The organism is Microcoleus vaginatus HSN003 (assembly GCF_022701255.1).
GTDB lineage: Bacteria > Cyanobacteriota > Cyanobacteriia > Cyanobacteriales > Microcoleaceae > Microcoleus > Microcoleus vaginatus_B.
Genome location: NZ_CP031705.1, coordinates 3265338 through 3291491 on the forward strand (window position 1 = coordinate 3265338; position 26154 = coordinate 3291491).

The 26154-nt window shown below is 46.2% G+C and carries 23 protein-coding genes; 9 read left to right on the plus strand and 14 right to left on the minus strand.

From position 1 onward, the window contains the following. The first annotated feature begins 123 nt into the window (after positions 1 to 123). A complete protein-coding gene (gene prfC / locus D0A37_RS14145) occupies positions 124 to 1758 on the plus strand; it encodes a peptide chain release factor 3 (RefSeq protein ID WP_242725068.1) in 1635 nt (544 codons plus the stop codon). A gap of 1187 nt (positions 1759 to 2945) precedes the next feature. On the opposite strand, the gene D0A37_RS14150 is transcribed toward prfC (D0A37_RS14145), so the two are convergent. Further along, on the minus strand, positions 2946 to 3290 hold the full coding sequence (locus D0A37_RS14150; RefSeq protein ID WP_242725070.1) for a DUF4870 domain-containing protein: 345 nt from the start codon (positions 3288 to 3290) through the stop codon (positions 2946 to 2948). Between the two features lie 98 nt (positions 3291 to 3388). Between D0A37_RS14150 and prfC (D0A37_RS14155) the strand changes: the two genes are divergently transcribed. Continuing rightward, on the plus strand, positions 3389 to 5017 hold the full coding sequence (gene prfC, locus D0A37_RS14155; RefSeq protein ID WP_242725072.1) for a peptide chain release factor 3: 1629 nt from the start codon (positions 3389 to 3391) through the stop codon (positions 5015 to 5017). 88 nt (positions 5018 to 5105) lie between these two features. Here prfC (D0A37_RS14155) and D0A37_RS14160 read toward each other — a convergent pair whose 3' ends face one another. Together D0A37_RS14160 and D0A37_RS14165 are read right to left on the minus strand one after the other, a co-directional pair. Continuing rightward, positions 5106 to 5333 carry a type II toxin-antitoxin system RelE family toxin gene (locus D0A37_RS14160; RefSeq protein ID WP_242725074.1) on the minus strand — a complete coding sequence of 76 codons (228 nt, stop codon included), beginning with the start codon at positions 5331 to 5333 and terminating at the stop codon, positions 5106 to 5108. Between the two features lie 95 nt (positions 5334 to 5428). Further along, positions 5429 to 5692 (minus strand): type II toxin-antitoxin system Phd/YefM family antitoxin, encoded by a 264-nt coding sequence (locus D0A37_RS14165; protein ID WP_242725076.1) that lies wholly within the window; start codon positions 5690 to 5692, stop codon positions 5429 to 5431. A gap of 390 nt (positions 5693 to 6082) precedes the next feature. Between D0A37_RS14165 and D0A37_RS14170 the strand changes: the two genes are divergently transcribed. Then, positions 6083 to 6352, plus strand: coding sequence for a hypothetical protein (locus D0A37_RS14170; protein WP_242725078.1), 270 nt, complete (start codon positions 6083 to 6085; stop codon positions 6350 to 6352). Between the two features lie 262 nt (positions 6353 to 6614). On the opposite strand, the gene D0A37_RS14175 is transcribed toward D0A37_RS14170, so the two are convergent. From D0A37_RS14175 to D0A37_RS14195, 5 genes are all read right to left on the minus strand, one after another. Beyond that, positions 6615 to 7028 carry a PIN domain-containing protein gene (locus D0A37_RS14175; protein ID WP_242725080.1) on the minus strand — a complete coding sequence of 138 codons (414 nt, stop codon included), beginning with the start codon at positions 7026 to 7028 and terminating at the stop codon, positions 6615 to 6617. After that, the gene (locus D0A37_RS14180) at positions 7025 to 7375 is read right to left on the minus strand and encodes a hypothetical protein (protein ID WP_242725083.1); all 351 of its coding nucleotides are present in this window, start codon (positions 7373 to 7375) and stop codon (positions 7025 to 7027) included. The genes D0A37_RS14175 and D0A37_RS14180 overlap by 4 nt, the downstream gene beginning before the upstream one ends. A 141-nt stretch (positions 7376 to 7516) precedes the next feature. Beyond that, the gene (locus D0A37_RS14185) at positions 7517 to 7852 is read right to left on the minus strand and encodes a DUF5615 family PIN-like protein (RefSeq protein ID WP_242725086.1); all 336 of its coding nucleotides are present in this window, start codon (positions 7850 to 7852) and stop codon (positions 7517 to 7519) included. Continuing rightward, positions 7852 to 8082, minus strand: coding sequence for a DUF433 domain-containing protein (locus tag D0A37_RS14190; protein WP_242725088.1), 231 nt, complete (start codon positions 8080 to 8082; stop codon positions 7852 to 7854). The genes D0A37_RS14185 and D0A37_RS14190 overlap by 1 nt, the downstream gene beginning before the upstream one ends. Positions 8083 to 8339: 257 nt before the next feature. Then, the gene (locus D0A37_RS14195; protein WP_242725091.1) at positions 8340 to 11276 is read right to left on the minus strand and encodes a tetratricopeptide repeat protein; all 2937 of its coding nucleotides are present in this window, start codon (positions 11274 to 11276) and stop codon (positions 8340 to 8342) included. A gap of 298 nt (positions 11277 to 11574) precedes the next feature. On the opposite strand from D0A37_RS14195, the gene D0A37_RS14200 reads away from it, so the two are divergent. Together D0A37_RS14200 and D0A37_RS14205 are read left to right on the plus strand one after the other, a co-directional pair. Then, entirely contained in the window at positions 11575 to 14127 is a 2553-nt protein-coding gene (locus D0A37_RS14200) for a M48 family metalloprotease (RefSeq protein ID WP_242725094.1), read from the plus strand. A gap of 1148 nt (positions 14128 to 15275) precedes the next feature. Beyond that, positions 15276 to 15845, plus strand: coding sequence for an RNA recognition motif domain-containing protein (locus D0A37_RS14205; RefSeq protein WP_242725097.1), 570 nt, complete (start codon positions 15276 to 15278; stop codon positions 15843 to 15845). Between the two features lie 340 nt (positions 15846 to 16185). Here the strand turns inward: D0A37_RS14205 and D0A37_RS14210 are convergent, their stop codons facing one another. Both D0A37_RS14210 and D0A37_RS14215 read right to left on the minus strand, forming a co-directional pair. Beyond that, on the minus strand, positions 16186 to 17193 hold the full coding sequence (locus D0A37_RS14210; protein ID WP_242725100.1) for a tellurite resistance TerB family protein: 1008 nt from the start codon (positions 17191 to 17193) through the stop codon (positions 16186 to 16188). A gap of 212 nt (positions 17194 to 17405) precedes the next feature. Continuing rightward, on the minus strand, positions 17406 to 17579 hold the full coding sequence (locus D0A37_RS14215; RefSeq protein WP_242725103.1) for a CHAT domain-containing protein: 174 nt from the start codon (positions 17577 to 17579) through the stop codon (positions 17406 to 17408). Positions 17580 to 17678: 99 nt separating this feature from the next. Between D0A37_RS14215 and D0A37_RS14220 the strand changes: the two genes are divergently transcribed. Next, positions 17679 to 18077, plus strand: a complete 399-nt coding sequence (locus tag D0A37_RS14220; protein ID WP_242725106.1) for a hypothetical protein — start codon at positions 17679 to 17681, stop codon at positions 18075 to 18077. A gap of 378 nt (positions 18078 to 18455) precedes the next feature. Then, the gene (locus D0A37_RS14225; protein WP_242725109.1) at positions 18456 to 19565 is read left to right on the plus strand and encodes a vWA domain-containing protein; all 1110 of its coding nucleotides are present in this window, start codon (positions 18456 to 18458) and stop codon (positions 19563 to 19565) included. 79 nt (positions 19566 to 19644) lie between these two features. On the opposite strand, the gene D0A37_RS14230 is transcribed toward D0A37_RS14225, so the two are convergent. The 3 genes from D0A37_RS14230 to cobU form a co-directional block, all read right to left on the minus strand. After that, positions 19645 to 21714, minus strand: a complete 2070-nt coding sequence (locus D0A37_RS14230; protein ID WP_242725112.1) for an ABC1 kinase family protein — start codon at positions 21712 to 21714, stop codon at positions 19645 to 19647. Between the two features lie 77 nt (positions 21715 to 21791). Then, the gene (locus tag D0A37_RS14235) at positions 21792 to 22214 is read right to left on the minus strand and encodes a hypothetical protein (RefSeq protein WP_242725117.1); all 423 of its coding nucleotides are present in this window, start codon (positions 22212 to 22214) and stop codon (positions 21792 to 21794) included. Positions 22215 to 22514: 300 nt separating this feature from the next. Next, the gene (gene cobU, locus D0A37_RS14240) at positions 22515 to 23090 is read right to left on the minus strand and encodes a bifunctional adenosylcobinamide kinase/adenosylcobinamide-phosphate guanylyltransferase (RefSeq protein WP_242725120.1); all 576 of its coding nucleotides are present in this window, start codon (positions 23088 to 23090) and stop codon (positions 22515 to 22517) included. Between the two features lie 199 nt (positions 23091 to 23289). Here cobU and D0A37_RS14245 point away from each other — a divergent pair, with 199 nt between their 5' ends. Both D0A37_RS14245 and D0A37_RS14250 read left to right on the plus strand, forming a co-directional pair. Then, a complete protein-coding gene (locus tag D0A37_RS14245) occupies positions 23290 to 24261 on the plus strand; it encodes a glycosyltransferase family 2 protein (RefSeq protein ID WP_242725122.1) in 972 nt (323 codons plus the stop codon). Positions 24262 to 24362: 101 nt separating this feature from the next. Further along, on the plus strand, positions 24363 to 25319 hold the full coding sequence (locus tag D0A37_RS14250) for a glycosyltransferase family 2 protein (RefSeq protein ID WP_242725125.1): 957 nt from the start codon (positions 24363 to 24365) through the stop codon (positions 25317 to 25319). 133 nt (positions 25320 to 25452) lie between these two features. Here D0A37_RS14250 and D0A37_RS14255 read toward each other — a convergent pair whose 3' ends face one another. Further along, a complete protein-coding gene (locus D0A37_RS14255) occupies positions 25453 to 26061 on the minus strand; it encodes a hypothetical protein (RefSeq protein WP_242725129.1) in 609 nt (202 codons plus the stop codon). Positions 26062 to 26154: the final 93 nt, after the last annotated feature.

Genomic DNA, 26154 nt, shown 5'->3' on the forward strand with positions numbered 1-26154 from the left:
TGTGATCATTACCTTAATTCTGGCATTGCCGTATTGCGTTTCAAGACCGGCATTGCCTATGCAATGAGCCGATCGTTTTAGCGATTCTAGGCTCTCAAGATAGGGCACTATAAGGATTTTGTCATGGTTGTAACGTCATCTGAGTTAGAGGACGGGATTGCTCAAGCCGTTGAGCACCGTCGTAATTTTGCGATTATTTCCCACCCCGACGCTGGAAAAACAACACTAACGGAAAAGCTGCTGCTCTACGGAGGAGCCATCCAAGAAGCAGGAGCGGTAAAAGCGAAGCGGACACAGCGAAGTGCCACCTCGGACTGGATGGCACTGGAGCAACAGCGGGGAATTTCCATTACCTCCACCGTGTTGCAGTTTGAGTATCAAGGGCACGTCCTCAACCTGCTGGACACCCCCGGACACCAAGACTTTAGCGAAGACACCTATCGTACCCTGGCAGCCGCTGATAACGCGGTAATGCTGATCGATGCGGCGAAAGGACTGGAGAGGCAAACTCGCAAGCTGTTTGAGGTGTGTCGCTTGCGCCGCCTGCCAATTTTCACTTTCATCAACAAGCTCGATCGCCCTAGCCTAACTCCCTTTGAGCTAATGGACGAAATTGAGCAAGAGTTGGGCTTGGCAACCTATGCCGTTAACTATCCCATTGGCACCGGCGATCGCTTCCAAGGCGTTTTTGAGCGCAGAACGCGCAAGATTCACCTATTCCAGCGAACCGCCGCCCAGGGCAGAAAGAAAGCGTCAGATACCATGATTGACCTCGACGATTCTCAGATTGAATCGCTCATTGAGCGAGAGTTGTATGACCAGTTCAAAGAAGAGTTAGAAATCCTAGAAGGTGCAGGTGCAGAACTGGATTTGCAGGCAGTTCACCGGGGTGAAATGACGCCTGTGTTCTTCGGCAGCGCTATGAATAACTTCGGGGTGGAACTGTTCTTGCAATCCTTTATGGACTACGCGGCAAAGCCAGAAGCTTACGAGAGCAGCTTAGGTGAAGTATCGCCCACCTACCCAGAATTCACCGGGTTTGTGTTCAAACTTCAGGCAAACATGGACCCGAAACACCGCGATCGTATCGCCTTTGTGCGGGTGTGTTCTGGTAAGTTTGAAAAAGACATGGTGGTGAAACACGCTCGCACGGGGAAAACCATTCGCCTGTCCCGCCCCCAAAAGCTATTTGCCCAAGAGCGAGAGTCCGTGGAATATGCTTACCCCGGCGATGTGATTGGGTTAAACAATCCGGGAGCGTTTACCATTGGTGACACGGTGTACACGGGTGAAAAGTTGGTGTATCCCCCGATTCCGTCCTTCTCTCCTGAACTGTTTGCTTACTTGAGAAACGCTGACCCCACGCAGTACAAAAACTTTAACAAGGGAGTTGCAGAGCTGCAGGAAGAGGGAGCAGTGCAGATTTTGCACTCCACCGATGAGAGTAAACGGGAACCGATTCTGGCAGCCGTGGGACAACTGCAGTTTGAGGTGGTGCAGTTCCGCTTGGCTCAGGAATATGGCGCAGAAACCCGTTGGGAACCTCTGCCCTTTACCGTCGCGCGTTGGGTAACAGGGGGTTGGGACGCTTTGGAAAAAGTCGGACGACTGTTCAACACGCTTGTGGTAAAAGACCGTTGGGAACGCCCCGTGCTGCTGTTCAAAAATCAGTGGAATGTGGAGCAGGTGATGTCTGATCAGCCGGAACTCGAACTCAGTCCCATCGGTTTGCCGCCTGCTAACTTAACGAGTTTCTGACAAACCATCGCCCTCCCAATCCCTGCTCTATTCCATTAACTAAGAGGAATTCAGGTGTTTCCCTGACTAAGCTGGAATCATCCACGAAATCCGATCGTATTTGATGTCTTTGTTTCCAATTTTATTGAGTCCAGCCATCTTCATTTCCCCAAGCTCAAGATCGCCATCCGGCAATCTTATGATTCATAAGATGGCTCATAAGTCAACATAAAACCTAAATCTTTACAATAATCGGCTAATTGTAAAGAGTTGCTAAAGCGATGAGGGGTTATACCCCCCATGACTTATAGTCAGATACATAGATGCACCCTGATGGCTTTCCCGTTCCACAAGAGCGGGATTTTTATTGGAAAATATTGTATTAAGTTTTAATGCACCTGGTACAGATAAAATGACGTGGGGATGCAAAGATTAAAGATATAGCAGAGCTAAAGCTCCAACTAGGGCGCAGAGCGATCGAACATCCGCCCTAACTCCGCGAAATAACCCAAAGGCCTTAGCATAGTTTGGGAAGTGGCATCAACTGAAGATGAACTTAGCCTCAGTAACAGCCCTGCAATAGGGGGAAGACACTATTGCGACTTTAGGCAGATGACGGTTCGGCATCACTTACCGAGCTAACCACATTGATTTAAACTCAGATGTTGCACCATTTTCAATTACTTGTTTAGGAACAGGCAAGATGCCTGTTCCACAATAAAATTCATCTCTTGTGGAACAGGCATCTTGCCTATTCTTGACAATGGTGCAAGATGTAAGTTTAAACAGAGATGTTGCACCATTTTCAATGCCAAAGATAAGCTGTGCATTTAAATTGTGTGTTGAAGGCTGGCTTTCCTGGCAACCCACAAGAGTGAAAGTTTATTTGACCATGCAATTTAAAGGCGGATTAGCTTAACAGGTAGAATTAATAGTTTATTTGGCTCTATTTTTTGAAGTTTTATAGATTAAGAATATTTAACTCAGGATGTTAGTTCACTTTTCAGGAATTCCCAACTGCATGATACTTATTTACACAAAAATTCAAGTTTTTTCACTAACTTTTGTCTGCGATTATCAACCCTCTTTGTCACTGAAGCAGTGTACGCTGCCAGTTGGGGGTAACGAGTGTGGGTAAAAAAAATTAACAACCCGATTTTTTGAAAAAATCGGGTTGTTGCAATCGATGGTGAAGCGCGATTTGCTGTCTAAACTATTCGGAAAATAAAAGGGTAGCGGTAAGGTTGATTAGGATCTTGCAAAACCTGCAGGATAGCCATTATTGTCAGTCCCCAGTGCACCAGATAACCTAGGGGCACTAGGATAATGCCAGCAAGACCGAGAGTGAGGACAGTTAAGGCCCCAATAACGAGGCTGTAAAGCCATACATTAAGGTGAAAATTGATGGCTTCTGTGGCGTTTTCTTTGACAACGGGGTCATCTGATACTAATAATACAGCGATCGGCGCTCCGATCGAGAACAGTAACGTACTGAAAAAAATCGCCCCGTGGCACACCAGTGATAGCAGCTTCCGTTTGTCAGAGTCGTACATATTACTTTTCCTTGACTTTAGTGATAATTTTACCTTTAATAGCAACTGTAGCACAGGCTATAATGGCGATCGGGTGATGATTCCCCTACCTAATTGTGATGACAACAGAACTCGAAACTGAACTGCTAACTGCTGTTGAGCGCCGGCGCAACTTTGCTATTATCTCGCACCCTGACGCGGGTAAAACTACTTTGACAGAAAAGCTGCTGCTGTACGGAGGTGCAATTCACGAAGCAGGTTCTGTGAAAGCACGGCGGGCTCAGCGACACGCTACATCTGACTGGATGGCGATGGAACAGCAGCGGGGAATTTCTATTACTTCTACTGTTTTGCAGTTTGAGTATCAAAATTATCACATTAATCTGCTCGATACTCCGGGACACCAAGATTTTAGTGAAGATACTTATCGAACTCTGGCGGCGGCTGACAATGCGGTGATGCTTGAGGATGCTGCTAAGGGTTTGGAACCGCAAACTCGGAAGTTATTTGAAGTTTGTAAGCTGCGAAGTTTGCCTATTTTTACTTTCTTTAATAAGCTCGATCGCCCTAGCCGAGAACCTTTGGATTTGTTGGACGAAATTGAGAAGGAATTGGGGTTGCAGACTTATCCGGTAAATTGGCCGATAGGTACGGGCGATCGCTTTAAAGGTGTTTTCGATCGCAGAGGGCAGAAGATTCACTTGTTCGAGCGCACTAAACACGGTTCTCGCGCTGCTGTTGATACTGTTATCGAATTGGGCGATCCGCGTATTGAAGATTTGTTGGAACAAGACCTTTATTATCAGCTCAAAGAAGAGTTAGAACTGCTGGATGAGTTAGGAACTGAACTGGATTTAGACTTGGTTCGGGCTGGCAAAATGACGCCTGTTTTCTTTGGCAGCGCGATGAGCAATTTTGGGGTCGAACTGTTTTTAGATGCGTTTTTAGATTACGCTATGAAGCCGATCGCCCGCAAGAGCAGCGCCGGAGACTTGCCGCCAACTTATGAAGATTTTACCGGGTTTGTGTTCAAATTGCAAGCGAATATGGACCCGAGACATCGCGATCGCGTGGCGTTTATTCGGGTTTGTACGGGCAAATTTGAAAAGGACATGAATGTGACTCACGCTCGCAGTGGTAAAACGGTGCGTTTGTCAAGGCCTCAAAAGTTATTTGCTCAGGATCGCGAGTCGATCGAGGTTGCGTATCCGGGCGATGTGATCGGTTTGAACAATCCGGGGGTATTTGCGATCGGGGATACTATTTACACCGGCCAAAAACTGGAATATGAAGGGATTCCCTGTTTTTCTCCTGAACTTTTTGCTTTTTTGAGAAATCCCAATCCTTCTAAGTTTAAGCAGTTCCGCAAAGGCGTTTCGGAGTTGCAGGAAGAAGGCGCAGTGCAAATTATGTACTCGGTTGATGAGTCGAAGCGCGAGCCAATTTTGGCGGCTGTCGGGCAACTGCAATTTGAGGTGGTGCAGTTCAGAATGCAGTCGGAATATAATGTGGAAACGACGATCGATATGTTGCCTTATAGTGTAGCTCGTTGGGTTGACGGCGGTTGGGATGCGCTGGAAAAAGTTGGGCGGCTGTTTAATACGGTGACGGTGAAAGATACTTGGGGAAGGCCGGTTTTGCTGTTTAGAAATGAGTGGAATTGCCGTCAGGTGGAAGGGGAACACCCTGTTTTGAAGTTAAATGCGATCGCCCCTGTGGTTTCTGGTTTGGCTGTTAGCGAGGAGTGAGATTACCGCAGGCAAAGGACACAACACTGTTGTGTCCATACAAATGATATTTATTCGGCTTAAATACGCCGGATATAAGAAGTTACAATCACGGCTCTAACAGTTTTTCTAAGATGGTGTAAATGTCTTTTTTGTCACCATCTTTACGTCTCCCTAGTCCCACGACAACAACTAGAACTCGATCTTGTTCGACTTGATAAACTATACGATAGCGCTGTCCAACAGCTCGGATGCTGCGAAATCCTGATAGGTTATCTACAAGGGCTTTGCCTTGCTTTTGTGGTTCAACTTTTAGTTGATCAATGCGATCGCGCAATTTTTCCTGTTATCGTCGATCTTTGACTGCCTCCAACATTTCCAGTGCCAGTGGCGTAAGCTGGATCTCATATTCGATCACGTTTTCTTCGTGATTCATAGTCCCAATTTTGCTTTGGCATTTTCCCAGGGAATAGTTTCGCCTTGGCTGGCTTGGGTGATGCTTTGGCGCAATTTGGTAACGAATTCTGTATCGGTGAGAATATCTAAGGTTTCTAACAGTTCAGTCAAATGCGTGTAGCTCATTGCAGCCATAACGGGAACGCCATCTTGAGTGATGATGATAGGCTCATTGATAAGTTCTTGGGGTAGGTTTGGAAGCTGCTGCTGTGCTTGGGCAATGGTGAGTCGTTTGGACATGGTTGTACTAAAGCAACATTACTTTTAATTTAGCATTTCGGCCCAACTAACTGGTTTCCAGCCGCTGACGCTGGTAACGAGTAAATCCAAAATCCAAAATCCAAAATCTAAAATCCAAAATCGATTGACGGCGGCCCCCCTCTGCGGCTACGCTTTGAAGTGAGAGGTTGCTTGCTTGTAGAGGAGGCAGCCCGCGTCACCCAAAAATCTAGTTGCACTGCCCAAAGCTGCGCTAACAGCAATGGACAGCTAACCGCCAAACTGGTACAAGCAGTCTGGAGGCTAACGGAGTATCTTAACATCCTCTGTAGCCGCCCTGCTATGTGTTGAAATGCGGGGCGGCTGGGTTTTTGGGTTTTTCTAGAAAACCCAAAACCAGGAGAACATATTATGTCACAGGAATTCGTGCCTGACGACAACAAATCTGAGCGCCCAAATGACGACTCAGCAGCAGTATGCGAACAGGAAGTGGTGCTGTTAACGGTTGTCGGTTCGCCCAAGGGTGTCCGGGAAACCATACTCACTTTGTACCGACTGGGATTTGCAGAAGTGGGCGATTGGAGTCCCGTACAGCGTGCGGCTAATCCGAAGCAGGTGATGAGCGTGCTGATCCGTCGGAAGCGGGCTGATGGTACACCGCCGAGACAATCTGGGCGGTAAGCTGCAAGGTTAAGTTTTTTTAGGGCTTACGCATGGGGCCGAGAAACCGGGTTTTTACGAGAATACTTGGTTGTGACCCACACATTCGGTAAAAAACCCGGTTTCTTGGTCGGAGTGCGTAAGTCCTATTAATCTGATATCTTGCACCATTATCAACTACCTGTTTAGGAACGGGCAAGATGCCCGTTCCACAAAACTCAATTTTATTGTGGAACGGGCATCTTGCCCGTTCTTAACAATGGTGCAAGATGTGAGATTAATCTTATTCCAAACGTTTTAATAACTCTTTAGGTGATAGAATTGGTAAGGTGGCACCAGCAAAATCTCCTGCATCGCGTGTTACAATCGCCTCTAGGTTATCTGACAGCGCACAAGCTAACTGTACGGCATCTTCAAAATCCGTTAAATTAGATGCAAATGCTATTTCCAAAACGTGGCGATCGACGGCAGATACTTTCATTAATGCTAGTGTTTCAGCAATAGCTTGCCTAGCGCGATCGAGGCTGCGAGTTTGCCTTCGGACAATGTAGAAGATATTTGTTAAAGTTGTTGCCGTTACATATCCCTCAATTTGCTCTTTTTCGATCGCCTCAAATAAAGCATCAGCATCTTCTACAAACGGTTCTCGTTCTAGCAAACTATCGAGGATAATGTTGGTGTCTATTAATACCTTCATTTTAGGTATTTCTCCACCAAACGTTCTTCTAGCATGGCTGCCACTTCGGCATCTGTTGGAGGTGGCGTATCGGTTTTTGCTAGCCCTCTGAGTCGCTTGGCCGCACCTTTGCGATCGCGGGGCAATCTAATTTTAACTTCCGCATCTGTTGCGGGTGGTGCATCAGTTTTTGGTAGCCCCGTCATGGGTTCCACAAAGTCATCTAGCAGAGGTTGGCGGGGTCTGAGTTCCTGTCTGATGGACTCAACAATCGCGTTGACTAGAGCTAATCTGTCGGTAACTGATAGTTTGTGCGCTTCTCGGCTTAAGGGCAGCCAAGGAATTTGGGGTATTTGGGATTCGTTCATATTTATATTTTGATATTTTCTGGGTCTATTTTAGCAAATTTAGGGCTTACGCACGGGTAGCCAGAAACCGGGTTTTTCCCTTGAATATTTCGTTGTGATTCGTAGATTCAGCCAAAAACCCGGTTTCTTTAAACGTTTTTATTAAAACAAACTGATAATACCGCTATTAGGAGTGTCACTTAAAGCTGCGATCGCACCATAGTTCTCTCTGAGTAGCCCCTCGATATCCCGCGTCGAGCAATTTCCGCGCCGTATCCAAATTACCTTGGGAGGAAACCCCAACAATAGACTCAATTCGCTAAAATCCGCATCCTTGGTAACGACAATATAGTCATGCTGACGAGCATACTCCCAAACTTCGCGAGCCGGTGCGGTAGGTAATCCAATTGCATCAACATGAGCGGAATCTGGATAAATATCAGCAAGGAGATTGACAAGACGAGGAGAGAGATTTTGGTCAAATAACAGTAGTTTCATCACCCAACAACTAACATAAACTGCTCTCGTTTAGCTGCGAAACTCAAGCAAGCTAAAATATCCTGTTGCGTGAGATAGGGAAAATCCTCTAGGATTTCTTGATAAGTCATCCCAGAAGCGAGATATTCCAACACGTCATAAACCGTAATTCTCATACCTCGAATACAAGGTTTACCACCTCGCTTACCCGGTTCGATCGTAATGATCTTAGCGATGTCTTGTTCTGACATGGCATTTTTCCTTTAGCTACTGTTTTCAATTTTAGCATCAACAAATAGCGATCGGTACTTACCCCGTAGTTTCTTTGAGGGCTGACGCGCGAATGGCAAGAAACCGGGTTTTTCCCTTGAATACTTGGTTGTGATTCGCAGATTCGGCCAAAAACCCGGTTTCTTTGTCGGAGTGCGTAAATCCTGTGAACTTTCGGTGTAAGTTAACTCGACACATCCGCCTCCTGAATGCCGCATCTTTACTCCTTCGCATCGAGCTAACTGCTGACTGTATCGTCACCCAAATTATCGAGAAATTCTTGCAGCGAATCGCGGCAACTGCGAAGGCGATCGTTGTTAGGAGCAATGGCTAAAGATCGATTAAATATTTCCAGAGCTTTTTGGTAATTCTTGATTGCTTCCTGTGGCTCAGATAATTTTGTCTGTAACACACCCAGGCATACCAGCGCACTCCCTTTGTTGTTGAGAGCAGCGATATAATCCGGTGCAATAAGTAAAGCAGAATTAAAGGCGGCGATAGCCTCAGAGTAAGACTGTTTTGCCGCTTCAAATTCACTTAGCCCTGCTTGCAGATCACCCAGAATTTGCAGCGCCATCCCTTTGTTGTTGAGAGCAGCGATATAATCCGGTGCAATAAGTAAAGCAGAATTCAAGGCGGCGATCGCCTCAGAGTAAGATAGTTTTGCCACCTCAAATTCACTTAGCTGTGCTTGCAAATCACCCAGACATCGCAGCGCACTCCCTTTGTTGTTGAGAGCATTGATATAATCCGGTGCAATAAGTAAAGCAGAATTCAAGGCGGCGATCGCCTCAGAGTAAGATAGTTTTGCCACCTCAAATTCACTTAGCTGTGCTTGCAAATCACCCAGACATCGCAGCGCACTCCCTTTGTTGTTGAGAGCATAGTTATCATCCGGTGCAATAAGTAAAGCAGAATTAAAGGCAGCGATCGCCTCAGAGTAAGATAGTTTTGCCACCTCAAATTCACTTAGCTGTGCTTGCAAATCACCCAGTCTTAGCAGCGCACTCCCTTTGTTGTTGAGAGGAGCGATAGAATCCGGTGCAATAAGTAAAGCAGAATTAAAGGCAGCGATCGCCTCAGAGTAAGATAGTTTTGCCACCTCAAATTCACTTAGCCCTGCTTGCAAATCACCCAGTCTTAGCAGCGCATTCCCTTTGTTGTTGAGAGCATTGATATAATCCGGTGCAATAAGTAAAGCAGAATTCAAGGCAGCGATCGCCTCAGAGTAAGACTGTTTTGCCGCCTCAAATTCACTTAGCCCTGCTTGCCAATCACCCAGACATCGCAGCGCACTCCCTTTGTTGTTGAGCGTAGCTTTACTATCGGGAGTTATAATCTGTTGACGATCGTAAGCTGCAACTGCCTCCAAATATTCCTGTTTTGCCTCTGCGTGTCGAGCCAACTGAGCATAGTAATCTCCCTCCAATTGTGAAATTATACCAAGCCAAAAATCACTTTTAATCCACAACTCACCTCTAACTGCCAGCAGCGACTCGCATTCCCCGTAACGACTCAGCCGCGACGCTTCCTCAAACACCTTTTCCCATTCCTTCACACCCCGCAGCCAATCCAAGCGATTAGCATGATAAATTGCCTCAGCCGCCTTCCCCAATTTCCGGTAATGCTGCTCTAAAACTTCATGAGCCCTGCGAGTTTTATCGTTATCCCGATCCGCATCCAAGCGCCGCAATAAATCGTGAATTCGATACCACTTTTCATCCCGCTGCGGCTCCTTCCACACAAACGAAAAACTCGTCAAAATCTCAAAATTTGCACTACTTGCCTGGAAGTGACAACCCGCTCCCAATTTTATGTACAAATCCTCATCAAAAGCGCGACAAGCACTCAGCGAATGCACCGCCGATCGCACTTCGCGATCTACATAACTGAGCAACCGATCCGTTAACTCCGCAGTCTTATTTTCCAACCTCGGAACCCGCGCAAAATCAGACGACAGCAACTCAATTCCCCGCTTTCTTTCGGCCAGCACCACATCCGCGCACAAACCCAAATAAAACGGATGTACCTGCAACTTCTCCCAACTCTCATCAGGATTGACGCTGGCATATCTAATCACAGCATCAGCCAAATCAGCCTTGTCAATCTCGACTTTGTGCAAGTAATCCCTAGCATCGGCGGGAGACAAATGCCAAACCAATTGTGCATCTATATAATCTGCGGGAATTGGGAACTTAGACGCATTGGGCCACCGCAGTTGTGTGACAGGACAATCTCGCCCCGCCACAGCAACCACAATCCCCGCTTTGAAATCCAGCGCCCTCAGCAACCGCCGAAACCACTCATCTTGATACCAAAAATTTATTCCCTGAGAATTACGTTTTTCATCCCACATTTTCTCGTGAGTATCGAACAGCATCACGAGGCGTTCTGGTTTGTGTTTCCCAGCCATTGCGGCATTCAAATCGCCTGCAAACAATTTTGGCAAACAGTCGATTAACTCAGTATCAATATCTTTGCGGCGAATTTCCTCTGCCTTGTCGTCGCTGACACCGAGGCGCTTTTGAATTAATTTCATCGCTCGCTTAATCCCGCCCAATTTATCTATGCCTTTCAGCACCGCTACAGCTTGCGCCACCACCGGAAATTCGGCAAAAGTTTCAACTACAGGTGTCAACAATTCCATGACATCATCGGGAAAAAGTTGTTCGAGAGTTGCGTTTGACTCGCCTTTGTTCAGCAAATACCAAAAGCAAGCAAAATCATAATTGGGAAACTTAAATTTATATCTCTTTGCTGCTTCTGCCAGATTGCGCCGCAGCATCAGCAAGCCATAAAATCTATCTTGCGGTTTATCTTCTTTAATCGGTATCAATCCGAAATCGTGCCTGACTACGGGTATGGGAGTATAGGTTTTAGGTTCAGCGTGGCGGACGAAATCAGCAACTTCGGCGGCTTGTGATTCTGGGAGTGCGCGCCATTGTTGCCAAACCTGCGGCGAAAATCTTTTGCAGCAGTTAACCTGCAAGTGTTTTAGCAGCAATGACTTGCCGTTGCCTCCATCGCCGTAAAAATACAAAATTTGTTCGCGGGGCGGGTCTTCGTTTAAATAAAAGGCAAATCGACGGGTAAATTCGTGTCTGTCGGTGAATAGTTGCAATTGGCGATCGCCGCTAATAGATTCGCTTTCAAAATCTTCGTCGTCAATTGGCATAAATGTGCAGGTGACGTGTTAATTTAATTATAAGCAAAAATTAGATTGAATCGGCGATTGAAATCGCTTCTTGTCAAACAAAGTCCGCCTTCGCGGACTAAAAGAGCAAGGAAGTATTTAACCACTAATTGGCATAATTCATCAGTCCTCTTTAGAGGACTTTAGCTTTGAGGCAGGGGTTTAAACCCCTGCCGGATCGTGGCGATCGTGCAATATCTCAAAAACAAATAATTTTACTAAAATTATTTAAGTACCTTGCGGCAAAGGTTGCAACAATTGGTGACAGAAAAATAGAGCTGTGTTAGAACAGGTATCGATCGACCAGCCAAGCTATCTTAGAAAGGACGCTAGCGAAAGCACAGTCATGGCACCTTCCACTAATCCAAATCCGGCGGATTCATCTGCAAAACAGTCTCTAGAGGCTGGGCTAGCAGCTTTGAAACAGCAGGATTACCCCACCGCGATCGCCCTTTTAGAATCCGTTACCCAAACCGCAGCTAATCAGCCGTCGGGAATCCGCGCGCAGATGGGGTTAGTGGCTGCGTACAAAGCAACCGGTAATGTGAAAGAGGCGATCGCCCTGTGCTCTTCCCTCGCCAAAAGTCCCAACTCTCAAGTCAAAACTTGGGCCGATCGCGCTTTAAAAGAATTAACCCCCCCTCGCCCCCCAAAACCACCGGCAAATAAACCAAAATCCGCAGAAACTCCCCCCGAAACAGGGTTTGTCGCCTTTGATGCAGGAACTAAATCAGCGAAAAAATCGATTGGGGGCGATCGACCAACCGTAGACAAAAAAACAGGATTTTTACCTTTGGAGTCGGCTGTAGAGCCAGAGAACGCCAAATCGCAACCGATTTCCCCGCCACCTCCACCCCCCAAACGCCCGACTTCTGAACCGGAAAACTCGACCGAAACCGCACCCGATACCGCAGAAATTAGCGGCGAAAATAGTTCCGGTTCCCCAACAGATATCCCCGGAGTCGCCAGCCCAGATACTTACCAACTCACTTGGCGCGAAGCAGGGCGCGCCAAAAGCCCGCGCCCCCTCAAACCGCTGAAGTTGCTGGAGTTCCGGGTGCAAGCCGTTGCAAGTGCGATCGCCCTATTTTTCCTAGCCCGGTTTGTCCTGCAATTCCTGCTGACAAACACTAATTCTCTGTTGGTTCAGCTTTACATATTCACTAGACTGCCTATTTTCGCGCCGATTCAGCTTTTTTACCGCGATCCAACTCCGTTTGTTCAGATGGTTTTTGGATTGCTTTTGGCTTCGTCTCCCTGGCTGATAGACGCGCTGCTGAAACTGTTTTGCGGCATCGAAACTCTGCGCGGGTCAGTTTTATCGAAGCACAGCAAGGAAGCTAGTCGGGTATTGCGAAGTTATTGTACCAAGCAAAATATGCCTGTGCCGGTGCTGAAACTCTTGCCGCTGAATGTTCCTGTAGCTTTCAGTTACGGCGGTTTGCCCCGTTTTGCTCGGATTGCTGTGAGTCGGGGGCTGTTGGAACAATTGACGGATGATGAAATTGCCACTATTTTTGCGCGGGAGTTGGGCCATATCTCTCACTGGGATTTTGCGCCGATGTCGCTGGCGCTGCTGGTGATTCAGATTCCTTACTTGATTTATTGGCAGGTGGCGCACTGGCAAGAGCGGTTGTGTGATTTAATGACGATCGAGTTTTTGCGTTCTGCTGTCAAATTTGTGGTCGCTGCAATTTCTGCTATTAGTTACGGGATTTATAAGTTGTTGCGCTGGCCGATGTTGTGGGTGTCGCGCCGCAGAGTGTATTTTAGCGATCGCACTGCTGCAGAAATTACGGGCAATCCTAACGGTTTGACGCGGGCACTGGCTAAAATTGCGATCGGCATTGCTGATAATATCGAACAGCAAAAACAAACTAGCTTTTTTCTGGAAAGTTTCGATCTATTGTTACCTGTAGGTGTTGGACAAGCTGTAAGCCTTGGTTCTGCTGCATTACACGCGCCGCTAGAACAGATTTTGCTGTGGGATGTCAGCAATCGGGAGCGCAACTGGTTGACGGTTAACAGCGCGCATCCTTTGCTGGGAGAGCGTTTGAAGCTGTTGGCTCTTTATGCTCAATTTTGGCAACTGGAGACAGAGTTAGATTTGGCAAACGCGGGAGTGCCAGAACAACCCAGGAAAGGAAAATTGTCTCTGTTTAAGTCAATACTGGAATTTAAAGATTCAAAACTATTTTTACAGGGTGCGCCGTTTTTTGGAATTCCGATGAGTTTGGCGATAGTCGGGGTGCTGTGGCTGATTGGCTGGATTTTTTCGAGGACGAGTTTTTGGCAGTTGGATTGGCTTTGGGGCGATCGATCGATTATCTGGGGCTGTTTGCCGATCGGATTTAGCATCGGTACTTTGATGCGGATCAATTATTTCTTCCCGGACATTACACCCCGAGAAACCGCTTCGCCGAGTTTGCCGGAAATTTTGTCAAATCCCGAGAGTTTGCCGCTGGATGCTGAACCGGTGCGGCTGGAAGGCCAACTTTTGGGTCGATCGGGTATGAATAATTGGCTGGGACAAGATTTGATTTTGCAAACGGCGACGGGTTTGGTGAGGTTGCACTATGTTTCCAGGTTTGGCTACATTGGCTCTTTGTGGCCATTTTTGTTCAAAGAGACTACTCGCCCCAGCGATTTGATCGGAACCTCTGTTGTCGCGACTGGTTGGCTGCGCCGGGGTGCTACTGTGGCGATCGACCTTGAAAGTCTCCGCAGTCAAGGAGGGAGGGTTAGTGACAGCGGACATCCGATTTGGTCTGCGATTTTGGCTTTTGCTGCTGCTATTTGGGGCGCATACATTATTATCCAGGGCCCAAGGTGAGGAATAGCGATCGGATTGCTGCACGAGTCGCGAACAACAACGCGCAGCCTCGATCTGTTTTGAATTAAACAGCGGAGGGGCGATGTTCTCGGTGCTGGTGGCGCACCCTACTATTCATTGGTGTCAACGTAACGTCAAACGTAGTACCCGTCTGCTGTTTGACGATTAGGGTTCGATCCCCCCTAGCCCCCCTTAATAAGGGGGGGACAAGAAATATGCTCAAAGTCCCCCTTATTAAGGGGGATTTAGGGGGATCTAGACGTAGGTAAAAGCGAGATTTGTTAGGGGTTTCAGGCGATTGTTGTCCCGAAAGCCTACACTCTTGTTCCTTGTTCATTTGTAAAGAAAAGTTGCTTTTTTGCCAGCCCTCTGTTACATTAGTTCACAGGAATTGGATTGAACCAAATTGCGCGATAACTTCAGTTGGCTAAAATCCCTTAAGGCATTGCGTAAAAATTGTCAACATCCCAACACAGCAAGTACAGCCAGCCGCTTGTCGGCTGTTTTTTTTCAACCGCTATTTTTGCTGTGGGGGATGAATTCTCAAAAGTGATTGAGATGTGGTTTCCGTTAAATTCAGACTGAAATCTTCCTAAATAACTAGCTCTGTTACCAAGGCTGTGATACCTTTAAAGAATGCTCGGACTCTGCCGGGCCTGATTTAAGGGATAGCGGGTAAGTGAGTAGTTCTCAGCATTAGGAGCGAGATTAGGAACGAGGTAAGATTACTGGCTGAAAAAATGTTAGCCATTTTATCCATCACTGTATTAAACTGAATACTGGCATTCCGATCGCTTGCAATTGACATCCTTGGACATAAATTTCTAGACGGCGCTGGCTATAAACATTCTGAATCAAAACCGGAAGCAAGTAATACAGAATAGCCAATAGCCTAAACATTTGAGTGATGACTAAAAGTTTACACAACAACCTGAGATTTAAAAGCTCTCTGCATCGGCGGTTAAGTTCCGGCCTTATCAGAGTAAATCATCTTTTTGTTCTAAAAGATGGGGGGAGCTGTCAAGGTTGGTGGGAGGAATGCGCCAATTCTCGGGTTATGTGGTGTTTGCCTGAAGTCGATATTCAGTTGACTTCAGGTAATTCTGTTCGAGCAAATTAATTAAAATCCAAGTCGGGAGGACTTTTTCATGTCTATTCGTCTTTATGTTGGCAATCTACCGAAGGAACTCGATCGCCTAGAATTGCAAGAAGTTTTTGCACCGGAGGGCGAATCTGTTACCACAAAGGTAATTACCGATCGCAAAACTGGTAAATGCAGAGGCTTCGGTTTTGTGACGGTGCTAACCGACGAACAAGCCGACCAAGTTATTGAGAAATACAATGGCTTGATGTTCAAAGAAAACCCCCTGAAAATAGAAAAGGCACTGCCCCGTTCTAAGGGTAAATCTGAGAAGGGCGAAGACGATCAGCAGCAGTCGCCGCAGTCACCGCAATTGGTGTCGGCATCGGCGTCTGTGCCTATGCCTGTGCCTGCGCCGCAGCAACAGCAGCGCTCGGCTTCGGCTCCTCCTACCCAAGGTGGAGGCGGTTCCAGCAAAAGCAATCGCCGTCGGGGTGACAACAACAAGTCTCGCCGCAATCAGTCAGCAACAACGGTGTCGAGCGCTGATGCCGGCTCGGTGCAGCCAGATCCGCGCTGGGCGAGTGCTCTGGAAGAACTCAAGCAAAGATTGGTGGAAGCTCAGACTACTAATTAGTCGCAAAGGGCCGCTAATTGCTGCTGTCTCTCGACTATGGTTGACTGAATGTATCTGGAAGTGCGATCGAGAATCGGTCAAAAAACCCTGTTCTCGATCGCACTCTTTTATGGTAAAAAACCTCTAATATCTAGCAGTGCGGTAAAATAAGCGCGATCGGGCAAGTAATGAAAACTCAAGTCTTCACTACCAACCAGTTGGATTTTGGTCGATCGACCGGACACGATGTTATATCCTGAGAATGGTTGACAAAAAAAACCGGTTTCTCTGAAAATAGAGGGTTGAGCAGCGAGACATCTAGAAAGAAACCAGGTTTTTAGCCCGTCTAAACAAGTCATCTTTATTCAATAGCCCCGAATTCGATTGTCTCAATAAACTCAAAAATCTTGTTCATAATTCCCTCAACTTCAGACTCCAGGGAACCCAATTCATTCCCCTCCTGATAAATTCGCTGACAGCTTACCGTGTAGCAAAAATCGTCAGCAATAAAAGCCATAAGTCCCCGATAAGCATCCAGTCGAGTCAGAGGGCCATCGTTTTTCTGCACGCTGAGAGTTGCACCCCCAGGCAAATCTAAAACCACGAAATAAGCTTCTTCATCTTCTAAATATTCTGCGTGGAGTAACTTAGAATTGGGAACATTAGCAAGAATTGCCTGAGAAACAAAATTGTCGAGAAAAGACTTGAGATAACCTTCTTCGCCAACCGACTCGATTGTTTCTTCCACTTCACCAGCAACAGGGAAATAATCAATTTTCAGCAAAACGCCAAAGTCGTCTGAAAATGCGACACAACCTTCTTGATCATCAATTTTACCGCCTCGTTGATCGTCAACTGGAATGGGTACGCTAAAATTGCCTTCAGGAGATACGTACCATGCCGTATCGAAATCAGACTCTTCGCCCTCTACTTCCGAGTAAGCAGCAATTACATCCTCAATAATTTCTGCTGCTTCCTCATCTTCCACACCTAATGCTTGCTGGAATTCTTGGAGAAAAGCCTCGTGCTTCTGGGATATTTCGCCATCTGCGACAAACATTGCTACAGTTATTGCAAAAGTATCCAAAACTAACTCATCTGGCATGGATTCCCAAGCAGTATTAAATAATGCTCCTAAACCGTCTTGGGCGACAATACCCTCGAATCTTTGAAACATTGCGGACATATCATCTTCCGAGTATTCAGCAAAGATTTCTGATTCCCAAAGTATGCTTTCTAAGATATCAGCATCCGTGTCAGGGGAATTTGCCTCCGCTGCCACAAGTGCTACCGCTGCTACGGATTCTTCTAAAGTTAAGCTTGCTTCGGATTGGTCTTCTGAATTGAATATTTTATCAAACTTGCCCACAGGTTTTGCCCCGCTAGTGTTTAGTTTTGCTATTCATAGCAAATTTATGACATAAAAAGATAGTAGTCAGGGATACATTTACTTTTTGCAAAATCCTACCAGTCAATGTAGGGTGCGTCTAGCCTTACACCTTACCACTGGTGAATATCAAATCTCCAATTAATTTACCAAGGACTGCCAATTATTGTGAATCCGGCCCAAAACTTCGGGTGTTAGAAATCTGCATTTGGTACTTGTGCCGATTGAGTAAGGTCGATCGCACCTTGAGTTCCCCGCAATTGACCGTTTTTAACTAAAATTTGTTTGTGGATCATTGCCAGTTGAGCTTTTCTGAGCGCTTCAGCTTTAATTGGGGCCGATCGCAAATTGCCATAAAACTCAGTCATCAGCGTTCCCGTGGCGACATCCTTAATGCTCTAAGGTCGATCGCCCTTAAATCCTATAGTCCTAGACGCATCCAAACCAAAAAAACCGGGTTTTTTGCAATGTTTGGTGTTAGTCAGCCAAATAACACGACTACCAAGCCAGCAAATCTCAGCTTACAACCATCAACCGCAGCGACTAATCCAGATAGTTTGACAGTAAATTCTGCCAATACTATCCCCGACGATATCTTGCTAAATGGCGGTGCAATCCCAACCATGATGACCTTTAGCGAAACCAAGGATGACATCCTCATCTACGACAAAAACAGCTTGTGGAGTTCTCTAACCAGCGCTCAAACTCAGCCAATTATTCCTTTCAACGCCACCACTGTTAATAGTGCGATTTCCCCAATAGCTAATACTTCTGCTAAGGACAACAGCCTCTTAATTAATCCGCCTGCCACTCCCAGCAACCTACTAACAATTAGTGATTCCCGTGGCATTCCTAGCTTGAATTAATCGCCGAGGGGTGGAAATCGAGCGAATACATAAAAACCCGGTTTATTCAAGCAACCGGGTTTTTGTTTGTGGATGTTTTTATTTAATATCAATTCCGGTTGCACTCATAGGTCGGAGACGCCAATGCCGTCTCCCTACCCAAAAAAATATTGTAGGGAAACGGCACTGCCATGTCCTGACTTTGGGTAACTGAATTACTCACCAATGTAAAATATTGTAACAAGTGACTTGACACCAGCAATCAAATCTATTCACCAATGACTATAATAATTGGGAAAACGTAATTCTGTCATTCGCAAGTGTTGCGAAGAATCTTAAACCCTTGCAAAACCCCCCTTGAGTGCGTCAGTCCTGACTATAAACAACTCAGAAAATTCCATGCAGAAACTAACTAGAATTTTATTCACTACAGCTTTAACCCTAACTATCTTATGTTCTCCCACAACAGCTTTCGCTAAAGCAAAAATTCAGATAGCCATCCTTTTAGATTCTAGTAATAGCATGGATGGACTTATTGACCAGACTCGTACTCAACTTTGGCAAATTGTTAATTTTTTAACTAAAGTAACCAAAGATGGCGAAGTACCCGAGTTAGAAGTTGCCCTTTACCATTATGGTAATGACACCTTACCTTCCTCAGAAGGTTTTGTCAGATTATTAACTGGATTTACTCCTGAATTAGATTTAGTTTCCGAAAAGCTATTTAGTATCAAAACCAACGGCGGTCAAGAATATGCTGGCTGGGTAATTCGCTCAGCAATGCAACAATTAAACTGGAGTAAAAATCAGGAAGATTTTCGCGTGATTTTTATTGCAGGTAATGAACCATTCGATCAAGGCCCAATAGTTTGGAATCAATCTGTCAATCTCGCTGTCAAAGGAGATACCCTCGTTAATACAATTTACTGTGGTTCAGCCGAAAGTCAGGAGCGACAACTTTGGGTATCAGGAGCTAATTTAGCAAAAGGCAGTAGCTTCAACATTAATCAAAACCAACAAACTGTGGTAATTAAGTCCCCTTACGACGACGAAATTTCTATTTGGAATACTAAACTCAATCAAACCTACATTCCCTACGGTAGAGAAGGAAGAATAGGACAACAACGTCAGGCTGTTGAAGATAGCAATTCTGGCACCAATTTTGCTTCGCGTAGTGCGTCCAAAGCTTCTGAATACTATGATAATGCTTCTTGGGACTTGCTGGATGCTCTCGAAAACGGAACAGTTAAACTAGAGGCAATATCAGATGATAGTTTACCAGAAATCATGCGAGGGATGACGCTAACAGAAAAAAGAGCATATGTAGCTGGAAAGAAAACCGAAAGAGAGGCGATTAAAAAGACGATTCGCGACTTATCTCAAAAGCGTACAGCATATATTGAACAACAGCGGAAATCTAGTACCAATAGTGGCGAAAATACTGTTGATTACGTAATGATTCAGAGTCTCCGCCAGCAATTAGCCGCTAAAGGATTCAAGCTTAATTAAAAGAACGCAGACGAAATTTCATCTGCGTTCATCTGTGTTTATCTGCTAATATCTGCGGTCAAAAAAACTCCAACTCCAACTACTTGGCCCTCGGCAAAGACAACTGAGGCGAAGTTTTAACATAGCTTCCATTCTCGGGAAGCGCTGCGGGTTCCTGCGAAAGCAAAAACTCACGAATTACCCTAGCAACTGCTCTTTGAGCTAAACCGCCGACTACTTTCTGCCCCATGTTCTGCACTTCCGGTTTCACCAACAACTGCGGAAGTAGCTGCAATACTTTCGTCCCGTCAAAACCGGGAGTTGATTGCAAAATATCCCAAATCCGTTTGATGTGTTCTAGATTATTTTTTTCTGTTTGTGAAACCACAGGTTGATTTGCCTTGACTCCAAACCATTCGCCGACGACTGCTTTGGCGTTAGCAAAAGCATTGCTGGAAAGTGTGTCGAGACTCTTGACTAATTCCAGGACAATACGATCGCGAATGAAATCTCCTCTTTCGGAAAATAAATATTCTAATGCTTGGTTCAAGATTTTGCTGACATCGTAATCGTCGCTCTCGCGGGCATTGTTGAGCAAGTTTTCTAAGCGGTTCCACCGGAATTCGCCTTGTTTGAACAGCAAATCTTGCAGCGATGCTCTCAGTTCCGGTGCAGGGTCGCTCAACAGCCGTTTTGCTACGTAAGGATAAGCTTTGCTCAGCACTTTGAATTCTGGATCGACATTAATTGCAATCCCTTCTAACGTGACGAGCGATCGAATAATCAAAGCGTAGTAAGCTGGAACCCGGAAAGGATATTCGTACATTACCGCCGAAAGCTCGTCAGTAATGCTTTTGAAATTGAGTTCCGCAACGCTAGCACCCAAAGCATTGTTAAATACGCCCGCCAAAGCTGGAATAATTGGCGTTAAATCGGTGTCGGGAGTTAAAAACTCCAACTTCACGTAATCTTTTGCTAAACCTTCAAAGTCGCGGTTCACCAAATGCACCACAGCTTCCAACAAGCCGTATCGCTGATAAGGTTTAACTTCGCTCATCATCCCGAAATCGAGATAAGCCAACTGACCGTCAAGAGTTGCCAAAAGATTGCCGGGATGCGGGTCAGCGTGAAAGAAACCGTGTTCTAGCAGTTGTCTGAGAGAACACTGCACCCCCACTTCAATTAAGTAAGGAGCGTCAATTCCTTGAGCCTTGACTGCTTCTAAATTAGTGAGTTTGACCCCGGTGATCCACTCCATTGTTAAGACTCGGCGACGGGTATATTCCCAGTAGATGCTGGGAACGTAAATGTCTTTGATGTGGCCGTATAGTTGGGCAAACCGTTCGGCATTTTGACCTTCGTGGGTGTAGTCCATTTCTTCGTAAATTCGCTCGCCCAACTCGTCCATAATGCTTGCGAGGTCACTGCGAATTATTTTGAAGTTGTTTTGTGCCCAAACTGCAACTCGCCGGAGGATGTAGATATCTAAGCCGATGTTCTCAGCTAAACCTGGTCGCTGCACTTTGATTGCGACTGTTTCCCCGGTTTTGAGTTTGCCTTTGTAGACTTGTCCGAGGGAAGCTGCGGCGATCGGATCGGGGGTGATTTCTGCGTAGATGTCTTTGGGGTGGGCGCCCAATTCTTCTTGGATGAATTGATATGCTACTTCGTTCGGAAATGCTGGCAATTGGTCTTGCAGCGTTGTTAGTTCTTCTAAATATACTGGCGGTACTAAGTCGGGCCGTGTTGAAAGTGCTTGTCCGATTTTGATGAAAGCTGGGCCGAGTTGGGCGAGAATTTCTGTCAGCCGGGCGGCGCGACGCTTTTGGTTCCTGACGGTGTTGCCTGTTTTGCCGTCCAACCACACACTGAAGGCAAAGCTAAAAAATGTCCAAACAACGCTCGACAGCCGTCCCCAGACTTGTAGAGGGCGATTTCGGTACAGGGCTGCGATCGCCACTGGATCGTACCGAACAGCATCTCCGGCCAACTCGAAAGCTATGTCTCTGGCTGATTTGAGCCGATCGTCCGTTACGACCTCCGTCTCTAGTGATACTGGTAGTGCTTGCAGGGGAATTGTATTTGCATCTTGGAGATTGCCGAGTACAGCCTGAGTCCCTGAATTCACATAAGTTTGCGGGGAGGCTGGCGATACTGTCTTGACATTCATAAATCAGACCTAGTGTGAAGCATTGTAAATATATTGTAACAATTTAAGGAAGAAGACCCTTCTTCCTTCTTATATACTTACTCGCTGCTGGAGCTTTTGAGTCGATCGCGAATCCCTGATAGTTGCGATTGGCTGCTGACGGGCGATCGGGGTTGGGGCATTTCGGTATCGGGCCAGTTCGGTAAGTCGTTACAGGGACAGAACTCCGGGGGCATCCCCGTTTGTTGGAACACTACGGGCATAGCGCAGCGCGCGCAGGGACTGATTTCCCAAGCTGGTGTCAGCAGTTGGGCAATTGTTTCGTTTGTGCCTTCGAGGTAACAGTCTCCGCTGTCGCGGGAGATGATTTTTTGCCAGCACTCTTCAAATTCCTGGCTGTAGCGATCGCCCGCATTTACCGATTTGGGCAGCAGCGCTTCGGAACCGTTGCGAATTAATACTTTTTTGCCTAACTGAAACCAGTAAGCAATATATTTTCTTACTTCACCCTCTGATGCCATAATTTTTAGTCAACCCTTCAACTAATTGGTGATTTTAGACTTTCACGTTGAAATTTGCACTCTCTCTCAAGAGACACTTTATATTTTACATTATTTTATAATTTGGCTACTTCCCGTATCAAATTGTTGTGCTGGTTGCCCGATGAAGTATTTTTTACGTATTTTTTACGTATTTTTTACGACTAATTTATGTGAGTTTTGAGGTTTCAATCTTAGTTAGGATTCTACCTGATTTTGAGTTAAAATTGTTCGTCGGGAAACCGATATTTTTTTCTCCCCAGTCGATCGCGACTCCGGCTGTTAATTTTTCGCAACAGGCGGCAGCGGCGTACCCAGATCGGTGAGATTCAAGGCGTAACCTCCGGTGACGAGATAAACATTATCGGCGATCGCCCCGATGTGGCGGACGAGAGTGCCGAGGCGATCGCGAAACAGCCGCCCCGCCGGATAAGCAGGCACAACGCCCCATCCGGTTTCTTCCCCTACCAAAATTACATCGGCCGCCGCCGACTTCAAACTAGCGAGCAAATCTTGCTGCGTAGTCGCCCAAACAGCAGATTCTTGCTCCAAAAGATTTGCCGTCCAAGTTCCCAGGGAATCAATCAACAAGCAATCTGAGGGCTTGCCTGCTCGAACAACTGCCGATAATTCGATCGGCACTTCTAGAGTTGTCCAATCAACAGGACGACGATTTCTGTGCTGATCGAGGCGACGAAGCCACTCCAAATCGGCTTCATCAACCTGGCCGGTAGCCACATAGATTACTTGTTTTCCCGAACCCGCCGCCAGAGTTTCGGCCCATTCACTTTTGCCGCTTCGGGCCGGCCCAGTTACTACGATTAATTGTCTAGATGTGGTGGGTTCTGAGTTAGTCATTAGTTATTAGTCAGCAGTCATTAGTCAGCAGTCACATACAAAGGATTAAACACAATTACCAATTACCAATTACCAATTACCCATTACCCACTATGATTTAAACTGCCAACTACCAAATGCTTTTTAAGCGATAATAGCATTGATGAGACAATATTAGAGTAAGTCGCTCGATCTCCCAGCATTTGCCAAGCTGTTATTTATGCCACAACATCCTCAGATATCAGCGATAATTTGCACCCACAATCGTCACACCTATCTAGGTGCAGCGATCGACAGCTTGCTGCTACAGGATTTTCCCGACAACTTTGAAGTAGTAGTAGTGGATAACGCTTCTAGCGATTATGCGAGCCCGGAAAGTCCCACTTCGCGCACCCGCGAGGTGGTAGAAGCAAGACAGGGCGATCGCCGCCTCAAGTACGTCTGGGAGCCTGAAATCGGTCTGTCAGTGGCGCGGAACACCGGCGCAAAGGAAGCTGGCAGCGAAATATTAGCTTATCTCGACGACGACGCTATTGCTGAGCCGAATTGGCTTAGGGTGCTGCACAGCGCTTATCAAAGCAATCAAAAACTCGCCGTAGCTGGTGGCAAAGTCAATTTGCTCTGGCCTTCTGGAGTCAGCCCGCCCGAATGGCTGTCACCCGGATTGGCCCAGAACCTGGGAGCATATAATTTAGGCGATACTTGGCTGTACGTGACTGCTCCCGGTTTGACTCCCAGGGGGGTAAACTACTCGATCCGGCGCGCTTTTCTCGAACAAATTGGCGGCTTCGATGTCAAACTCGGTAGAGTCGGCAAAAAGTTGCTGTCAAATGAAGAATTGCGCGCGACAGAATTAGCATTAGAGCTAGGTTGGCAAGTAGTTTATCTGCCCGATGCCCAGGTGCTGCACAATGTCGCCAGAGAACGGCTTAACAAAGCTTGGTTCTTAGAGCGCGGGTGGTGGCAAGGCATCAGCGAGTGTTATCGCGAACAATTGTCTGATCGAGCCGGTATTGCTCAGCTTGGGTGGGGGGGTGAAAGAATCTTGAGGGGTGTCTGGAAGTCTTTTAAATATATTAGAGATCCGGCGCTGCGCTTTGAAAATTTCGTTTTTGCCTGGGGTCAAATCGGTTATTTGAGCGCAGCCATCCGCGGCCTGATTTTTGCACCGAAATCGACCAGCAGGCATTAGGCTATAGGCAATATCCCTCGCAGCTCCAGTCGTCGGCCCTGCTGTGCCGATCGCATTTCATCCACCAAAACTCGACCGCATTCAGGTTCAAGCACTCGATTATGACATCTAGTTCATCCAAGATTCCGGTTTCAGTTCTCATTCCGGCAAAAGACGAAGAACTTAATCTACCTGCGTGTCTGGCCAGCATTGCCAGGGCGGATGAAGTTTTCATGGTTGATTCCCAAAGTAGCGATCGCACCGTAGAAATTGCCATCAGCACCGGCGCAAAAGTAGTACAGTTTTACTTTGACAACCGCTGGCCGAAAAAGAAAAATTGGTCTTTAGACAATCTGCCCTTTCGCAACGAATGGGTATTAATTGTCGATTGCGACGAGCGCATCCCGCCGGAACTTTGGGACGAAATCGCACAGGCGATCGAAGACCCCAATTTTGACGGCTACTACCTCAACCGCAAAGTCTTCTTTTTAGGTCAATGGCTGCGTTACGGCGGCAGATATCCAGACTGGAATTTGCGTTTGTTCAAGCATCAAAAAGGCCGTTATGAAAATCTCGGCACTGAATCCGTTCCCAATACTGGCGACAACGAAGTTCACGAACACGTCATTTTAGCCGGTCAAGTCGGCTACTTAAAAAATGACATGATCCACGAGGATTATCGCGATTTATTTCACTGGATAGAACGGCACAACCGCTATTCTAATTGGGAAGCTCGTGTTTATTACAATATTATTGAAGGGCGCGACGACAGTGGCACTATTGGCGCTCACCTATTTGGAGATGCAGTGCAGCGCAAACGCTTTCTCAAAAAAGTTTGGGTGTGGCTGCCTTTTAAACCAATGCTCAGATTTATGTTATTTTACTTTATTCAGCTAGGCTTTTTGGATGGAAAAGCTGGCTATATTTATGCAAGGTTATTGAGTCAATATGAGTATCAAATTAATGCAAAACTTTATGAGTTGCGTTGTTGTGGCGGTCAGTTGAATGTGGCAGAATCTGAGCCTACTCTGTCGCCACCAGTAGTTATCACTCAAGAGACAGAAGTGAAATTGCCGTGAGAGTCGCTCTTAGTCCGCGCACCCTCCGGACGAAAGTTTGTGTAGATAGGGTTTCAAACACCGACTCCTTCTTAGTCTTTTAGAGAGAGACTGCGTTTGACAAGAGGCGATTTTAATCGCCCGGTTTCTTGACCTAATTAATACTTAAGTTCATGCCACTAGCTAAGATACCTAAAATTTTACCTAAATCGTTGATAAAATATTCGACTAAATCAATTTCGAGCGTCTGGTTGGTTAATTTCATAAATTTCCAGTTAGTGCCGGTGGTAACAGTACCATAAATCACAGGAATTTCGTTGCCTTCATTTTCATTAAAAATTTGCGCTGCCAACATTTCCGCTACGCATTGTCCCAAGCCAGCCAAAATATTTTCTTTTTTAGCTTCGACGACGGTAATAACTGGCGCCGTCACAAATAAAAGTTCAGGTGATTGACTGATGATAAAATCACAACTGCCGTTTAATCCTTTACTGGCATCCACACTAAAGTCAATGCCGGAAAACCAGCTAATTTGATAATTTAATTGTTTTCTGAGTTCGACGAGAATGGGAGCAATAATTAATTCCGATCGCGCTTTTTCTGTATTGCTACCAAGGGCTAAAGCTAGATTATCCCGCAGGGTTTCTTGGAGAAAATCGCTTGGTGTTAATGCGGGAATTTCTGTGAAAATATTAGAGCGCTCTGAAATAGTTAAATTAAAGTCCTTGGTAACTCGACTTAAAGTAAAATCACTGTAGGACATTAGTTATCTATTTCTATGGTTGAGTTTTATTGTGGTTCGGGAGGATTCGTTAGGGAAGCTTGCCGTAGGCATCGCACTTCTTGCGGTTCGTGC

Bases quoted from the DNA above. Each gene is read 5' to 3' on its own strand.
- D0A37_RS14205 (WP_242725097.1), top strand. From the start codon at position 15,276: ATGTCTATTCGTCTTTATGTTGGCAATCTACCGAAGGAACTCGATCGC.
- D0A37_RS14255 (WP_242725129.1), bottom strand. From the start codon at position 26,061: ATGTCCTACAGTGATTTTACTTTAAGTCGAGTTACCAAGGACTTTAAT.
- D0A37_RS14195 (WP_242725091.1), bottom strand. From the start codon at position 11,276: ATGCCAATTGACGACGAAGATTTTGAAAGCGAATCTATTAGCGGCGAT.
- D0A37_RS14190 (WP_242725088.1), bottom strand. From the start codon at position 8,082: ATGTCAGAACAAGACATCGCTAAGATCATTACGATCGAACCGGGTAAG.
- D0A37_RS14175 (WP_242725080.1), bottom strand. From the start codon at position 7,028: ATGAAGGTATTAATAGACACCAACATTATCCTCGATAGTTTGCTAGAA.
- D0A37_RS14215 (WP_242725103.1), bottom strand. From the start codon at position 17,579: ATGACTGAGTTTTATGGCAATTTGCGATCGGCCCCAATTAAAGCTGAA.
- D0A37_RS14245 (WP_242725122.1), top strand. From the start codon at position 23,290: ATGCCACAACATCCTCAGATATCAGCGATAATTTGCACCCACAATCGT.
- D0A37_RS14165 (WP_242725076.1), bottom strand. From the start codon at position 5,692: ATGTCCAAACGACTCACCATTGCCCAAGCACAGCAGCAGCTTCCAAAC.
- D0A37_RS14170 (WP_242725078.1), top strand. From the start codon at position 6,083: ATGTCACAGGAATTCGTGCCTGACGACAACAAATCTGAGCGCCCAAAT.
- prfC (WP_242725068.1), top strand. From the start codon at position 124: ATGGTTGTAACGTCATCTGAGTTAGAGGACGGGATTGCTCAAGCCGTT.
- D0A37_RS14230 (WP_242725112.1), bottom strand. From the start codon at position 21,714: ATGAATGTCAAGACAGTATCGCCAGCCTCCCCGCAAACTTATGTGAAT.
- D0A37_RS14180 (WP_242725083.1), bottom strand. From the start codon at position 7,375: ATGAACGAATCCCAAATACCCCAAATTCCTTGGCTGCCCTTAAGCCGA.
- cobU (WP_242725120.1), bottom strand. From the start codon at position 23,090: ATGACTAACTCAGAACCCACCACATCTAGACAATTAATCGTAGTAACT.
- D0A37_RS14150 (WP_242725070.1), bottom strand. From the start codon at position 3,290: ATGTACGACTCTGACAAACGGAAGCTGCTATCACTGGTGTGCCACGGG.
- D0A37_RS14235 (WP_242725117.1), bottom strand. From the start codon at position 22,214: ATGGCATCAGAGGGTGAAGTAAGAAAATATATTGCTTACTGGTTTCAG.
- D0A37_RS14225 (WP_242725109.1), top strand. From the start codon at position 18,456: ATGCAGAAACTAACTAGAATTTTATTCACTACAGCTTTAACCCTAACT.
- D0A37_RS14220 (WP_242725106.1), top strand. From the start codon at position 17,679: ATGTTTGGTGTTAGTCAGCCAAATAACACGACTACCAAGCCAGCAAAT.
- D0A37_RS14250 (WP_242725125.1), top strand. From the start codon at position 24,363: ATGACATCTAGTTCATCCAAGATTCCGGTTTCAGTTCTCATTCCGGCA.
- D0A37_RS14185 (WP_242725086.1), bottom strand. From the start codon at position 7,852: ATGAAACTACTGTTATTTGACCAAAATCTCTCTCCTCGTCTTGTCAAT.
- prfC (WP_242725072.1), top strand. From the start codon at position 3,389: ATGACAACAGAACTCGAAACTGAACTGCTAACTGCTGTTGAGCGCCGG.